The following is a 15049-nucleotide window of genomic DNA, read 5'->3' as shown; positions in this document are numbered from 1 at the left end:
CCCTCCGCGCCCCGCGCGCCTTCCGCACCCCGCGCGCCTTCCGCACCCCGCGCGCCTTCCGCGATCTTGCAGTTTCTGTTGCTCATATGCGTATCTCGTCCTCTTATGTGGCGACAGAAACTGCAAGATCGCGGGGGGCGGGGTGGGTCAGGGCGTGCAGGGGGTGCAGGGGGGCGTTGAGTTGGGTGGCCAGGCGGCGGGCCAGGTGCAGGCGGATCGGGCCGGATTCGCAGTCGACGACCACGCAGGGGGCACCCGTCGCCGCGAGGATTGCCGCCGCTCCTGCCGCCCGGTCGAGCGGACGGGTTCCGGCGGTGGCGCGGCCGTCGGTGATTACCAGGACCAGGGGGCGGCGCTTCGGGTCGCGCAGGCGCTCCACCCGCAGCAGGTCCGCGGCGGCCAGCAGACCCTCGGCCAGTGGTGTCCGCCCGCCGGTGGGCAACTCGGCCAGACGGGTCGAGGCGGCCAGCACCGACGAGGTCGCCGGCAGCACGGTGCGCGCGCCGGCTCCCCGGAAGGCGATCACCGCGACCTTGTCCCGCCGCTGGTACGCGTCGGTGAGCAGGGCGAGCACCGCGTCCTTCACGGTGACCATCCGCTGCCGGGCGCCCATCGAACCGCTGGCGTCCACCACGAACAGCACCAGGTTGCCCTCGCGCCCCTCCCGGACCGCCTCGCGGACGTCGTCCGGACGCAGGCGCAGCGGGCCCGCCAGTCGCCCCCGAGTCGCCTGGTGGGGTGCGGCGGCGCGGATGGTGGCCGGCAGGTGCAGCGCGCCGACCCCACCGTTCGGCACCCGGGCCCCGGTGGTGCGGCCCCTCCCGGTCCGGGCCCGCGACCGCCGGCCCGGCACCCCGTCACCGACGCCGGGCGCGGTCAGCAGCCGGGCTCGCAGACCACCCCGGGGTACGGCCACCCGTCCGCCCTCGCGCTCCCGGTCGTTCCCGGTGGCGCTGGGCTCACCCTCCTCGGCCCGCCGACGGCGACCGCCCCGACCGTTCACCCCCGAGAAGTCCCCGTCCGCGCCGACGTCGGCGGCGTGCGGCTCCGGGCCGTCGGCCCTTCCGGACTCGCCGGCGCCGGAATCGTGCCCGCCGCTGCCCGACTCCCCACCGTCCACGTCGGCGGGATCGAGGGCGTCGCCGTCGGGGCCGTTCCCATCGTGACGATGTTCCCCGGTGTCGCCGTCCACGCCGGAGGAGCCGCCCAGGTCGCCGGCACTGCCGCCGGGGCCGCCCCCACCGCCACCATCGGGACCGTCGGGGCGCGGGCCGGCGGAGCCGCCGTCGTCCGGGCGGCCGTCGTCGTCCGGGTCGTCGGGGTGGTTGTCCTGGGCCCGTTGCAGCGCCTCGTCGAGGCGCTTCTCGTCCAGCCCCGGCGTGTCGAACGGGTCGCGGCGACGGCGGTGCGGCAGGGCGAGTCGGGCCGCCACCCGCACGTCGTCGCTGGTGACCCGGTCCCGGTCGTGCCAGGCGGCGTGGGCGAGGGCGGTACGCGCGGTGACGATGTCGGCGCGCATCCCGTCCACGTCGAACGCCGCGCACACCTCGGCGATCTGCCGCAGCGCGGCGTCCGGCAGGCGTACCCCGGGAAGCCGGCGGCGGGCGGCGGCCACCTGGGCGGCGATCTCGGCGTCGGCGTCGGCCCAGCGGGCGGCGAACCCGGCCGGGTCGGCGTCGGCGGCGAGCCGCCGGCGGACGACCTCCACCCGGATCTCCGGGTCCCGGCTGGCGTTCACCTCCACGGTCAGCCCGAACCGGTCGAGCAGCTGCGGGCGCAGCTCCCCCTCCTCCGGGTTCATGGTGCCGACCAGCAGGAACCGGGCCGCGTGGCTGACCGAGACGCCCTCGCGCTCGACGTGGCTGCGGCCCATCGCCGCCGCGTCCAGCAGCAGGTCGACGAGGTGGTCGTGCAGCAGGTTGACCTCGTCCACGTAGAGCACGCCCCGGTGGGCGGCGGCGAGCAGGCCCGGTTCGAAGGCGCGTACGCCCTCGCCGAGGGCCTTCTCCAGGTCCAGCGACCCGACCACCCGGTCCTCGGCCGCTCCGACGGGCAGTTCGACGAGGCGCGCCGGCCCGGTCTCGACGGCCGCCCCGACCGGGTGCGGCCCGTCCGGGCAGCCCGGGTCGGGTTCGGCCGGATCACACCCGAAGCGGCAGCCGGCGACCCGGCGCACCGGGGGCAGCAGCGCGGCGAGGGCGCGTACGGCGGTGGACTTGGCGGTGCCCTTCTCGCCCCGCACGAGGACCCCACCGATCGCCGGGGACACGGCGTTGAGCAGCAACGCCAGCCGCATGTCGGCCATGCCGAGCACGGCGCTGAACGGGTAGGTCGTGGTCATGCCCGGTCCTCCAGGTCGCCCTCGCTGGCCAGGTAGGTGTCGCGCAGGCGGTCCAGGGTGGCCGGCTCGGGCTTGGCCCACAGCCCCCGGTCGGCGGCCTCCAATAGCCGCTCGGTGATGCCGCGTAGCGCCCACGGGTTGGACTTCTCCAGGAACTCGCGGGTGGTGTCGTCGAACAGGTACGCGGCGGCCAGGTGCTCGTACATCCAGTCGTCCACCACACCGGCGGTGGCGTCGTAGCCGAACAGGTAGTCCACGGTGGCGGCCAGCTCGAACGCGCCCTTGTAGCCGTGCCGGCGCATCGCGGCGATCCACTTCGGGTTGACCACCCGGGCCCGGAACACCCGCCGGGTCTCCTCGCCCAGCGTGCGGGTCCGCACGTCGTGCGGCATCGCCGAGTCGCCCACGTACGCGGCCGGGGACGTGCCGGTGAGGTGGCGGACCATCGCCACCATCCCGCCGTGATACTGGAAGTAGTCGTCGGAGTCGACGATGTCGTGCTCGCGGGTGTCCTGGTTCTTCACCGCGACCGCGATCCGCGCGAAGGAGCGTTCCATGTCGGCGCGCGCCTCCCGACCGTCCAGGCCCCGGCCGTACGCGTAGCCACCCCACACCGCGTACACCTCGGCCAGGTCGGCGTCGCTGCGCCAGGTCCGGGCGTCGATCAGCGGCAGCAGGCCCGCGCCGTACGCCCCGGGTTTGGAGCCGAAGATCCGGGCGGTGGCCCGCCGCTCGTCACCGTGCTCGGCGAGGTCGGCGGCCACGTGGGCGCGCAGGTAGTTCTCCTCGGCCGGCTCGTTCAGGGCGGCGACCTGCCGGACGGCGTCGTCGAGCAGCGCCACCACGTGCGGGAACGCGTCGCGGAAGAACCCGGAGATCCGTACGGTGACGTCGACGCGGGGCCGACCCAGCTCGGCGGTCGGCACCACCTCGACGCCGGTGACCCGCCGGGACCGCTCGTCCCACACCGGCCGGCAGCCGATAAGCGCGAGCACCTCGGCGATGTCGTCGCCCTGCGTCCGCATGGCGCTGGTGCCCCACACGGTCAACCCCACCGAGCGGGGGTACGCGCCGGTGTCGGCGAGGTGCCGGGCCAGCAGCGAGTCGGCCAGGGCCACGCCGACGTCCCAGGCGTTGCGGCTGGGGATGGCCTTCGGGTCGACGGAGTAGAAGTTCCGGCCGGTGGGCAACACGTTGACCAGGCCCCGGGTGGGTGAGCCGGACGGGCCGGGCGGCACGAACCGGCCGTCGAGCGCACCGAGGGTGTTGGTCAGCTCGTCGGTGGTGCGAACCAGCCGGGGCACCAACTCGGTGGCGGCGAAGCGCAGCACCTCGGCGGCGTCCGGGATCGGCTGGCCGGTCACCTCGGCGACGACCGCCTCGGCCGTGTCGGCGGTCCAGCCCAGGGTCTCCATGCCGACGACCAGCCGCCGGGCGAGGGTTTCGATCAGGTCGATGGCATCGGCGGCGGTGCCGGCCGGCCCGTCCACCGCGTCGGTCAACGCGGCCGGCAGGGCGATCCGCCGGCCCGGCATGGCAAGCAGTTCCTGTTCGTCGAGGCCGTACGCGGTGGCGAGGGCCTGCCGCAGGCCGGGCAGGGCCTGGACGCCACCCCAGATCTGCGGGGCGCGCAGCACCGCGAGGACCAGGTTGACCCGCGGCTCGCCGGTGGGCGCGTCGGCGAGGATGTGCAGGCCGTCGCGGATCTGCACGTCCTTGACCTCGCACAGGTAGCCGTCGAGGTGCAGCACGAAGTCGTCGAAGTCGTCCGCGTCGGGCATCGCCTCGGTGTGCAGGTCGTGGTGCAGCTCGGCGGCGCGGACCAGGTCCCAGATCTGCGCCCGCACGGTCGGCACCTTCGCCGGGTCGAGCGCCTGCACGGTGGCGTACTCGTCCAGCAGTTGCTCCAGTTTGGCCAGGTCGCCGTAGGTCTCGGCGCGGGCCATCGGCGGCACCAGGTGGTCGATGACCACGGCGTGCGCCCGCCGCTTGGCCTGGGTGCCCTCGCCGGGGTCGTTGACGATGAACGGGTACACCAGCGGCAGGTCCGCGAGGACCGCGTCGGGCGCGCAGCCGGCGGCCAGGCCGAGGCCCTTGCCGGGCAGCCACTCCAGGGTGCCGTGCTTGCCCAGATGCACCACGGCGTCCGCGCCGAAGCCGCCGTCGGAGACCGGCGCGGCGAGCCAGCGGTACGCGGCCAGGTAGTGGTGGCTCGGCGGCAGGTCCGGGTCGTGGTAGATGGCGATCGGGTTCTCCCCGAAACCACGCGGCGGCTGGATCAGCAGCGCCACGTTGCCGAAGCGCAGCCCGGCCAGCACGACGTCCCCGCCGTCGGTGTACAGCTCGCCGGGCGGCTCGCCCCAGTGTTGCCGCATCCGCTCGCGCAGCTCGACCGGGACCGCCTCGAACCAGCGCCGGTACGTCTGCCCCGCTATCCGCGCCTCGGCGGCGGCCAACTGCTCCGGGGTGAGCCACTCCACGTCGTGCCCGCCGGCGGCGATCAGCGCGTGGATCAGCGCGTCACCGTCCGTGGGCGGCGGCGTGCCGCCGAGGTCGTAGCCCGCCTCGGCGAGCGCGGCGAACAGCCGGACCGCCGAGGCCGGGGTGTCCAGCCCGACGGCGTTACCGACCCGCGAGTGCTTGGTGGGGTACGAGCTGAGCACCACGGCGATCCGCTTGTCGGCGTTCGGCACGTACCGCAGCCGGGCGTGCCGCACCGCGATCCCGGCGACGCGGGCGGCCCGCTCGGGGTCGGCGGCGTACACCGAAAGACCGTCGGCGTCGACCTGCTTGAACGAGAACGGCACGGTGACGATCCGGCCGTCGAACTCGGGGATGGCCACCTGCATCGCCGCGTCCAACGGGGACAGTCCGGCGTCGCTGGCGGCCCACTGCTCGCGCGTGCTGGTGAGGCAGAGCGCCTGGATGACCGGCACGTCCAGGGCGGCGAGCGCGCCGACGTCCCAGGCGTCCTCGTCGCCGCCGGAGGAGGCGTCGGCGGCGACCGCGCCGCCGGCCGCGAGGACGGTGACCAGCAGCGCGTCGCAGCGGGCGAAGAGCCCGAGGGGGCCGGCGCCGGCCGTCAGCCCGCGCAGCGAGCCGCAGAAGATCGGCAGGGGGTTGCCGCCGGCCGCGCGGACCGCCTCGGCCAGCACGTCGACGAACGCGGTGTTGCCGGCCAGGGCGTGCGCCCGGTAGAAGACGATTCCGATGGTGGGCCGACCCGGTTCGGTGGGGTGCTCGCCGTGCACGCCGTACGCCGGGGTCGGCGCGGGCGGTGCGAACCCCTCCCCGGTGAGCAGGACCGTGTCGGAGAGGAACCGGGCCAACTCCCCCAGGTTGTCCGGGCCACCCTCGACCAGGTACGCGAGGCCCTGGGCGACCACCCCGGACGGCACCGTGGAGACCGCCATCAGCTCCGCGTCCGGCAGCGCCTCGCCGCCAAGGACGACCGTCGGCACGCCGCTGGCGAGCACGGCGGCGAGGCCGTCCGGCCACGCCTGCCGACCGCCGAGCAGGCGTACGACGGCGAGGTCGACCCCGTCGAGCAGGGCGGGCACCTCGTCGGCCGCCACCTGGGCAGGGTTGGCGAGCCGGTAGTCGGCGTCGCTGGCGCGGGCGGCCAGCAGGTCGGTGTCGGCGGTGGAGAGCAGCAGAATGCGCACGGCAGGCTCCGGACGGTAACGTCGGCGCGCTCGCGGAAGCGGTTCGGCGACGACGTGCGGGTGGGCGCGGGGTTCAGCGGGCACCGCGACCCGGACCGTTCACCGGCACGGGGCCGGCGGCGACGGGTGGCGTGGCGCGGAACTCAGCGGGAAACGACGCCCAAGCGAGCGGATGCCGGCGCGGTTGTGCGGCCGGGTCGGGGCGCGGCGGTGCGACCGCCGCTCGGGGTACGACGGTGCTCGTGGGTGCGCAAGACGCCATGCGTCATCGGGTCCTCCTCGGGTGTCCACGCCCTGGGGTACGTCCCGACGGCCGAAGTATCCTGGCTTCCGGATCGACGCTCACCCCCGGCCTTCCAACCGCAGACACACGGCCGTGACTCGCGAGGGGGGATCACTCCCCGGTGACAGTGGCGGGACCGCGTCGGATTCGCACCGACTTCCTTCACTGCCGTCAGGCCGCGAATGCTGCCACACCCTCGCGCCGCCGGTCAACGCGGACCCCGGAGCCGCCCGGTCACGAGCACCACATTGACCTGCGAAGATATCGGGGCGAGTCACTCATGGTTGAAGCGACGCGGCCGGCGAGTCAACGACAGCCAGCCGAGGAAACGCGCGTGCATCAGGGCAAGGTCGGGGCGACCGCCGAGACCGTACAAGTCGTGGATGGCCTCGTTCATGCAGGACGTAAGGTAGAGGGCCAGCGCCAGCGAGTGACCGTAGAACTCGGCGACGAGATCGAGTTGGGCGCGGGAGCATGGCCATGCTGCGGCACAGTTGCGGCACAACCAGGCGGGGCGCATGGGCAGGTGGGGGCGGGACCGCAGACTCACACCACGACCCTGCTCACCACAACCGCAGCGATCCATCACAGCGGGTGAATCCTCGATGGATAACTTTCATCCGCCCTCCGGATGTCCTCCCGGCATGCCATCCCACTACTGGATAAGCTGGCCCTCGGCCCTTGTAGCAGGAAGGAAGCCAGCCGTGAGCGTCCGCACAACTGCCACGCTTACCACTGACGACCTGCTGTGGGGCACCACTGACATGCTCGACGCCCTGGCCGCTCGTAACATCGCTCAGGTATTCCGCCTCGTCCAGCGAGCCACCCGCGCCAGCCAGACCACTCTCGGCGTCGCCACCGGCCTCAGCCAGGCTCAGATCAGCGAGATCACCAGCGGTGCCCGCCGGGTCAGCAGCATCGATGTCCTCACCCGCATCTGCACCGGCCTGTCCATGCCCCGCCACGCACGAATGACGCTTCTCCTCGGCGAACGCGAGCCGGCCCCGGACCTCGCCGGACACCAGCTCAGCACGGCCGTACGGAACCAATGCGCTGATGTCAGCGCGATCTATTCCAGCCGATCAGATTTTATGGCGGAGCTGCCCCCGCAAGCCCTTTTCGACCATGCCACGGACATCCGAGCGTCCGGGCTGTCACTGAACCTCATCTGTCAGCAGTACGGCGACAATCGCCTCCTGAGACTCCTCGCCGCCGGCACCCGCCTCCGCTGCCTGTTCCTTGACCCGGCCGGCGAGGCGATCAGGCGGCAGGAGCGGGAGGACGACTATCCAGATGGGCACCTCAGCGCGCTCACCGAACTCAACATCCAGAACCTGGCCCGTCGCATTCGTGACCGGCTCCCGGCGGATGCCCGGGACAACCTCACCATCGGCGTCTACGACGAATCCATCCGCGCCAACGTCCTTCTGATCGATGGTCGACTCTGCGTTGTCCAGCACTACCTACCGCAGATGCGCGGTGTCGACTGCCCGACGCTGGTCATCGAGCGCAGCGCCAGCCCCAGCCCTTCCGGCCTCTACCCGATATTCGACGAGATGTTCAACTCGCTGTGGGAGCGCAGCCGCCAGCTATGACCGGCTACGCGCACCTTCTCCCCCTCGCACAGGAGGCCGTCGACCTGGCCCACGACCTGATGCGCAGGCTCCAGCCCGGTGCGCTGACCTTCAAGGGTGACCGCGACATGGCCTCGGACGTGGATTACGCCATCGAGCGAGCGGTCCGCGAGCATCTGGCCGCCAAGGCGCCTGACATCGGTTTCCTCGGTGAGGAGTACGGCAGCAGCGGCGACACCAGCGCGCTGACCTGGGCGCTCGATCCAGTCGACGGCACCGTGAACTTCATCCACGGCTCGCCTCTGTGCGCGATCTCTCTCGGCCTCATCCACCGCACACACGCCGTCCTTGGTGTCATCGACCTTCCGTTCCTCGGCACCCGCTACCACGCCGTGCAGGGGCACGGCGCCTATGCCGACAACCGGCGCATCCGCGCCAGCCAGGTCACCGATCTGCGGGACGCCGTCGTCGCCATCGGCGACTATGCGGTCGGTGCCGAGGCCAGCCGGAAGAACACCGAGCGACTCGCCATCACCGAGCAGCTCACCCGGCACGTCCAACGGATACGCATGCACGGGTCAGCCGCAATCGACCTCGCCTGGTTGGCGCACGGCCGGATCGACGCGTTCGTCATGCTCAACAACAACCCGTGGGACACCGTCGCGGGCGTCGTCATCGCCAGGGAGGCTGGCGCGCTGGTGGTCGACATTGACGGCACGCCCCACCACGTGAACGCTGGCGCCACGATCGGCGGCGGTGAGCTGATCCTTCCACCCGTCCTCACGCTCATCCAGCGATCACTCGCGCAGGCGAAACCCGCTTGAGCCCGGTTACGGCCTGACCGGCTCAGCGGGCGTGGCGTTCCGGGTGGGCCCGATTCCACACCCGCATCCGCTCCGGGTAGCCGGTGCGGGCCGCCTCGTACAGCGGCACCGCGTGTTTGCGGGCGATGTCGCCCGCTGCCCGGGGTGTGCCGGTGCGGCGACGGATCCACTCACCGTCGTAGGCGATCGCGACCACGGTGGTGTCGGTGGCGGTCGTCTCCGGTTCCAGGTAGAACTCCACCCCTCGCCGGCTGGCGACGAACGCCTCCAGCGCGGCGAGGTCGTCCCGGGTGGCCTCACGGTCCAGCTTCGTCGGGGTCGCCTCGCCGCCGCGAGACCGCCGGTTGAACCAGCCCATGCCCAGCCCCTCTCCTTCGACGCCACTCCCAGTTCAGCACCGATTCCTGGCAATAGGCTGCACGGCGGGTGGGAAAAATCTGACTCCGCTGGGGCGGAACCCGACGGGCGCGGGCGGTGTCATCAGTGCGAGTCCGACCGGAGGTTCCCCTGGACGACGACGTGCTCGTCACCCGCGCCCGAGCCGGTGACCTGGAGGCGTACGACCTCCTGGTCGCCCGGCACACCGCGTCCGCGTACCGGACGGCGGTGCTGCTCGGCGCGGGTCCGGACTCCGAGGACGTCGTCCAGGAGGCGTTCGTGAAGGGCTACCGCAAGCTGTCCCGCTACCGGGGAGAGTCGTCCTTCCGCTCCTGGTTGCTCGCGATCGTCGCCAACGAGACCCGCAACCTGCACCGGTCCCGCACGCGCCGGGAGGGCCTGGTCCTGCGGGCGGCGGCGAACCCCCCGCCCGAGGTCGCCGAGGATGACGCCGTCGACGCCGTCCTGGCCGGCGAGCGGCGGGCCGCGCTGGTGGCGGCCCTGCGGCAACTGCCGGTACGCGACCGCGAGGTGATCGTCTGCCGGTTCTTCCTCGATCTCGGCGAGCAGGAGACGGGCGTCATGCTGGGCTGGCCCCGGGGAACGGTGAAGTCGCGCACCTCACGGGCACTGGCGAAGCTGCGCGCCCTGCTCGCCGACGAGGAGGTGCGTCATGGATGACCTCACCCGGGACGGCCTGGAGGCGGAGCTGCGTGACCTCGGCGTCTGGTTGGACACGCCCGTCACGCCGGACGTGACCGCACGGGTGCGCGACCGGCTCGTCGGGGACGTACGCGGGCGACGTCGGTGGCGCTCCCTGGCCGCGGCGGCGCTCGTTGCCCTGCTGGTCGCGGCGCTGCCGCCGACGCGTGCGGCCGTCGCCGACGCGGTCGGCGAGGTGCTGCGCTTCGCCGGCGTCGGCATCGTCACGTCGTCCACGCCGTCGCCGCCCGAGGACGAGCCGTCGCCCCTGCCGTCGCTGCGGATGGTGGGGCTCGACGAGGCGCGGCGGGCGGTCCGCTTCCCGATCCGGGTGCCGGCCGCGCTCGGGCCGCCGGAGCGGGTGTCGGTCGCCGACCCCGACGGCACCGGCGCGTACCGGGTCGCGACGCTGCTGTACGAGGGCGGCGCGGTGCGTCTCGACGCGTTCGACGGTCGTCTCGACCTGACCTTCCACAAGCGGACCAGCCGGCCGGGTGCGGAGTGGACGCAGGTCGACGGTGACTTCGCCGTCTGGGTCGACGGTCCGCACGTGCTGTCCTACGTCGACCGGTCGGGGCAGATCCGCCGGGAGACCGCACGACTCGCCGCGTCGACCCTGATCTGGGAGCAGGCCGGCGTGACCTACCGGCTGGAGGGCGCGCGCAGCATGGCCGAGGCGCTCGAGATCGCCGGCTCGCTCCCCTAGGAACCCGCCCGGCCCGACCGGTGTCTCTCTGGTACGGGACACGTCCTTGTGGGAGGGAGCAAGATGATCACTTGGGGCAGGTTTCTGCTGGGGTCGGTTCTGGTGCTGGCGGGCTGCGGCACGGCCGGCGACGGGCCGGCGACGACTGCCGGCGGTCCAACCACTGCGGCGGTCGGCTGCGCGTCGCGGGTCGAGACGGGGTCGCTGCCCGACTGGGCGGACGAGGGGTTCCACGGGGACACCCGCATGCCGCACGTCTTCGGCGCACGGGGTGAGATCGTGGCGGTGCTGTTCGGCCACCCGCTGGCGCAGGTCCGACCGGACGCGTCGAGCAACAAGATCCTCTGGGTGGCCCGGCCCGCCACGGCCTCGCCGCCCCCGGGCGCGTCGACCAGCCTGAAGATCATCGCCACGTTGGACGGCACCGACACGCGAGTGACCCACGAGGTCGCCGGCGGGCCGGCGCCGTCGATCATCGACATGCCCCGAGCGGGGTGCTGGCATCTCGACCTGAGCTGGGGCGGGCGCGCCGACACGATGGATCTCGTCTACGCCGAGCGGAAGCCGTGACGACGGGGAACAACCCCTCCCGCCATATCCAACATATACCGCATGGGGGGACTTGCGGCAAGGCCCCCGCTGTGCCGCAGAATGGCCCGTCCAAGGCCATGACCTGCGCAAACGGGAGCCATGAAGATGAACGTGTCGTCGGCGGCGGCCGGTGTGTTCGACCTCCCCGAGAACCTCGCCGCCAAGGCCGACCCGGCGCTCGTCGCCCGGGACGAGCAGCACTTCGCCGTGATCGCGGCGAGCCTTCAGCGGTCGATCGCCGACCTGTCCGACCGCCTGGACGCCGAGCGCCGGGCACCGGCGGGCAAGGGTCGGCAGGCGGTCGTCCGGGACGAGGAGGTCCGGCGGCTGACCGCCCGCCTGCGCGCGCTGCGCCGTTTCGGTCTGGATCTGTGTCTCGGTCGCATGGTCCACGCGGACGACCCCGAGCCCGTCTATATCGGACGGTTCGGCCTCAGCGACGGCGATGGCCGCCGGCTGCTGCTCGACTGGCGTTCACCGGCCGCCGCGCCGTTCTTCGGAGCGACCCACGCCAACCCGATGGGCCTCGCGAGCCGACGCCGGTACCGCTGGACCCTCGGCCGGATCAGCGACTACTGGGACGAGGTGTTCACCCCGGACGGGTTCGAGGGGCACGCCGCGCTGGACGACCAGTCGGCGTTCATCGCCAGCCTCGGCGGCAACCGCTCGGCCCGGATGCGCGACGTGCTCGGCACCATCCAGGCCGACCAGGACGCCATCATCCGGGCCGGATCACGCGGCGCGCTCGTCGTCGACGGCGGTCCGGGCACGGGCAAGACCGTCGTCGCCCTGCACCGCACCGCGTACCTGCTCTACTCCGACCCGCGCCTGCGGCAGGGGCGCGGCGGGGTGCTGTTCGTCGGGCCGCACCAGCCCTACCTGGCGTACGTCGCCGACGTCCTGCCCAGCCTCGGCGAGGAGGACGTGCAGACCTGCACCCTGCGGGACCTCGTACCGCAGGGCGCCTCGGCCACCGCCGAGAGCGACCCGGAGGTGGACCGCCTCAAGTCCTCGCTCGACCTGGTAAGGGCGATCGACGCGGCCGTCCGCTTCTACGAGGAGCCGCCGACGACGGCGCTGACCGTCGCGGCCGGCGACACCGACATCCGGCTGAGCGCCGACGACTGGGCCCAGGCGTTCGAGGCGCCCGGACCGGGCACCCCGCACAACGAGGCCCGCGACGAGATCTGGGACGAACTGCTGAGCATCCTGCTCGGCAGGTACGACGGCGACGAACCCGAGGACCTCGTCCGCGCGTCGCTGCGGCGCGACGCGGAACTCCGTACCACGGTCAACCGCGCCTGGCCGCTGCTCGACGCGGCCGACATCGTCGCGGACCTGTGGTCGGTACCCGCCTATCTGCGCAGGTGCGCCCCCTGGCTCGGTCCCGACGACGTCCGCCGGCTCCAGCGCGCCGACGCCCGCACGTGGACGGTGTCCGACCTGCCGCTGCTGGACGCGGCACGACAGCGGCTCGGCGATGCGGAGGCGTCAGGGCGTACCCGCCGCCGCGACGCCACGATCGCCGCCGAACGGGAACGCATGGCGACGGTGGTCGACGAGCTGATCGAGGCGCACGCCTACGACGACGGCGAGGGCGTGCTGTCGAGCCTGCGCCAACTGGACCTGCAGGACGCGCTTGTCGACGAGGCCGTGCTGCCGGGCGTCGCCGCGGATCTGCTGGCCGGCCCGTTCGCGCACATCGTGGTGGACGAGGCGCAGGAGCTGACCGACGCGCAGTGGCAGATGCTGCTGTCGCGGTGCCCGTCGCGCAGCTTCACGATCGTCGGGGACCGGGCCCAGGCCCGGCACGGATTCACCGGGTCGTGGCGGGAACGGCTCGCCCGCGTCGGGCTCAACGAGGTGACCCTGACCTCGTTGACCGTCAACTACCGGACGCCCCGGGAGGTCATGGCGCAGGCCGAACCGGTCATCCGGGCCGTACTCCCGGACGCGAACGTGCCGACCTCGATCCGCGGCAACGGGATCCCCGTCACCCACGGATCGGTGCGCGACCGGGACGCGATCGTCGACGGCTGGCTCGCCGAGCACGCCGAGGGAATCGCCTGCGTCATCGGCGACCCCACGTTCCGGCCGGCGACGAGTCGCGTCCGGTCGCTGAGTCCGGAACTGTCCAAGGGGCTGGAGTTCGACCTGGTCGTCCTCGTCGATCCGGAGGCGTTCGGTGAGGGCGTCCAGGGGGCGGTCGACAGGTACGTCGCGATGACGCGCGCGACCCAGCGGCTCGTCGTGCTCACCGATTAGGCTGCCGGACGTGCCAAACGACGTGCGGGAGGCGGCGGCGCACAACAACGCGCAATGGTGCGACGTGGTGTGCGCCAGCCACGGCCTGGTCGGCCGGATCGACGCCGACGCGTGGTCGGTGCCCCGCCGCTCCCCGCCCTGGTATCCGGACGCGGTCACCCTGCGCCCCGGCGTCGACCCCGAGGCGCTGCTCGCGCGGATCGACGCCGGGGCCGGCGCGTCGGTGAAGGACAGCTTCGCCGACCTCGACCTCGCGGCGTACGGGTTCCGGGTCCTCTTCGACGCGCAGTGGATCCACCGCCCGCCCACCGAGCCGCCGACCGGCGTGCCGCTCGACCGGGTCACCACGGCGCGAGGGCTCGCGGAGTGGGCGAGCGCGCACGGCGGCGGGGAGCTGTTCCGCCCGGCGCTGCTGGCCGACCCGGGCATCCGGGTGCTGGCCCGGCACGACGGGCGGGGCGCTGTCGTGGGCGGGGCGGTGGTCAGCGGCGACGATCCGTCGGGCGTCTCCAACCTGTTCAGCACCAGCGACGATCCGGACGAGATCTGGCTGGCGATCTCCGCCACCCTGCCCGACGTACCCCTGGTCGGCTACGAGTCCGCGCCCGACCTGCCCCCGGCCCGCCGAGCCGGCTTCCACCCCGCGGGCCTCCTGCGCATCTGGCTCCGTTGATCATGAAGTTATTGCCACGACACGTCGACATCGATGGCAACAACTTCATGATCAACGCCGGCGGGACGGGGGTGGGGGACGGCGTCAGCCCAGGCGGGTCAGGTCCTCCGGGGTCAGGTGGAGGGCGGCGGCGGCGATGTTCTCCTCGAGGTGCAGCGGGTCGCTGGTGCCGGGGATGGCGAGGACGTGCGGGCCCTGGTGCAGGGTCCAGGCCAGGCGTACCTGCGAAGGGGTGACGCCGTGGTCGCGGGCGACCGCCTCGACGGCCGCGCCCGGCGCGGCGGTCGCTCCCGCCTCCCGGGACGTTCCGGCCAGCGCGAAGAACGGCACGTAGGCGACTCCCCGCTCGCCGCAGGTCCGGACGAAGGCGTCCTGTTCACGGTAGGCGTCCACGCCGTAGTTGTTCTGCACGCAGACCACCGGCGCGATGCCGGCCACCTCATCCAGCTGCTCGGGCCGGACGTTGGACAGCCCGAGGTGCCGGATCAGCCCGGCGTCGCGCAGCTCGGCCAGGGCGCCGAACCGCTCGGCCAGCGGCACCGCCCCCGGCCCCCGGCCGAGCCGTAGGTTCACCACGTCGAGCTGGTCGCGGCCGAGACGACGCAGGTTCTCCTCGACCTGCGCGCGCAACTGCGCGGGGGTGAACGCCTCGGTGAACCCGTCCACAGGGTCGTAGCCGAAGCCGACCTTGGTGGCGATCACCAGATCCTCGGGGTACGGGGCGAGGGCCGCCCGGATCAGCTCGGTGGCGTACCGGGCGGGACCGGTGCCCACCCGCAGGGTTCCGCCGGGCGAGACGTAGAACGCGGCCGTGTCGAGGTGGTTGACGCCCAGCTCGACAGCGCGGCGCAGCAGCGCGATCGCGCGCTCGCGGTCGGGGTTCGCGGTGATCCGCATCGAGCCGAAGCCCATCCGGCGCACCGTGCGGTCGCCCAGGGTCCAGGTGCCCGCCGCGGCGGCGGTGATCTCGTCGATTGGCATCGGGCGACCGTAGCCAGCACGGGCGCGCGGCGCACTCGGCCACGCGCCCGATACCGGCACGCCCTG

Annotated in this window: 12 protein-coding genes and 1 riboswitch; of the genes, 7 read left to right on the top strand and 5 right to left on the bottom strand. The window is 73.0% G+C overall.

The genetic code is table 11. From position 1 onward, the window contains the following. Positions 1-103: 103 nt before the first annotated feature. From AB0I89_RS01465 to AB0I89_RS01455, 3 genes are all read right to left on the bottom strand, one after another. On the bottom strand, positions 104-2341 hold the full coding sequence (locus tag AB0I89_RS01465; protein WP_357118337.1) for a magnesium chelatase subunit D family protein: 2238 nt from the start codon (positions 2339-2341) through the stop codon (positions 104-106). Next, a complete protein-coding gene (gene cobN / locus AB0I89_RS01460) occupies positions 2338-6006 on the bottom strand; it encodes a cobaltochelatase subunit CobN (RefSeq protein ID WP_357118334.1) in 3669 nt (1222 codons plus the stop codon). The genes AB0I89_RS01465 and cobN overlap by 4 nt, the downstream gene beginning before the upstream one ends. A 316-nt stretch (positions 6007-6322) precedes the next feature. Continuing rightward, a riboswitch (cobalamin riboswitch) is annotated at positions 6323-6452 on the bottom strand. 111 nt (positions 6453-6563) lie between these two features. Continuing rightward, on the bottom strand, positions 6564-6686 hold the full coding sequence (locus tag AB0I89_RS01455) for a hypothetical protein (protein WP_357118330.1): 123 nt from the start codon (positions 6684-6686) through the stop codon (positions 6564-6566). Between the two features lie 307 nt (positions 6687-6993). Between AB0I89_RS01455 and AB0I89_RS01450 the strand changes: the two genes are divergently transcribed. After that, positions 6994-7884, top strand: a complete 891-nt coding sequence (locus AB0I89_RS01450) for a DUF5919 domain-containing protein (RefSeq protein ID WP_357118327.1) — start codon at positions 6994-6996, stop codon at positions 7882-7884. Continuing rightward, a complete protein-coding gene (locus AB0I89_RS01445; protein ID WP_357118324.1) occupies positions 7860-8687 on the top strand; it encodes an inositol monophosphatase family protein in 828 nt (275 codons plus the stop codon). The genes AB0I89_RS01450 and AB0I89_RS01445 overlap by 25 nt, the downstream gene beginning before the upstream one ends. A 22-nt stretch (positions 8688-8709) precedes the next feature. On the opposite strand, the gene AB0I89_RS01440 is transcribed toward AB0I89_RS01445, so the two are convergent. Continuing rightward, positions 8710-9045 (bottom strand): hypothetical protein, encoded by a 336-nt coding sequence (locus AB0I89_RS01440; RefSeq protein ID WP_357118321.1) that lies wholly within the window; start codon positions 9043-9045, stop codon positions 8710-8712. 125 nt (positions 9046-9170) lie between these two features. Between AB0I89_RS01440 and AB0I89_RS01435 the strand changes: the two genes are divergently transcribed. The 5 genes from AB0I89_RS01435 (at position 9171) to AB0I89_RS01415 (ending at position 14002) form a co-directional block, all read left to right on the top strand. Beyond that, positions 9171-9746, top strand: a complete 576-nt coding sequence (locus AB0I89_RS01435) for an RNA polymerase sigma factor (RefSeq protein ID WP_357118318.1) — start codon at positions 9171-9173, stop codon at positions 9744-9746. Beyond that, entirely contained in the window at positions 9739-10473 is a 735-nt protein-coding gene (locus AB0I89_RS01430) for a hypothetical protein (protein WP_357118314.1), read from the top strand. The genes AB0I89_RS01435 and AB0I89_RS01430 overlap by 8 nt, the downstream gene beginning before the upstream one ends. 63 nt (positions 10474-10536) lie before the next feature. After that, the gene (locus tag AB0I89_RS01425) at positions 10537-11043 is read left to right on the top strand and encodes a hypothetical protein (protein ID WP_357118311.1); all 507 of its coding nucleotides are present in this window, start codon (positions 10537-10539) and stop codon (positions 11041-11043) included. Between the two features lie 126 nt (positions 11044-11169). Then, on the top strand, positions 11170-13329 hold the full coding sequence (gene helR, locus AB0I89_RS01420) for an RNA polymerase recycling motor ATPase HelR (RefSeq protein ID WP_357119417.1): 2160 nt from the start codon (positions 11170-11172) through the stop codon (positions 13327-13329). A 10-nt stretch (positions 13330-13339) separates the two neighbouring features. Then, the gene (locus tag AB0I89_RS01415; RefSeq protein WP_357118308.1) at positions 13340-14002 is read left to right on the top strand and encodes a hypothetical protein; all 663 of its coding nucleotides are present in this window, start codon (positions 13340-13342) and stop codon (positions 14000-14002) included. An 84-nt stretch (positions 14003-14086) separates the two neighbouring features. On the opposite strand, the gene AB0I89_RS01410 is transcribed toward AB0I89_RS01415, so the two are convergent. After that, positions 14087-14983, bottom strand: coding sequence for an aldo/keto reductase (locus AB0I89_RS01410; RefSeq protein WP_357118305.1), 897 nt, complete (start codon positions 14981-14983; stop codon positions 14087-14089). Between the last annotated feature and the right edge of the window lie 66 nt (positions 14984-15049).

The sequence above is a fragment of the Micromonospora sp. NPDC049801 genome, assembly GCF_040656575.1.
In the GTDB taxonomy this organism is placed as follows: Bacteria; Actinomycetota; Actinomycetes; order Mycobacteriales; family Micromonosporaceae; genus Micromonospora.
The sequence above is the reverse complement of the archived record's forward strand: the minus strand, read 5'-3'. Positions and strand labels throughout refer to the sequence as shown.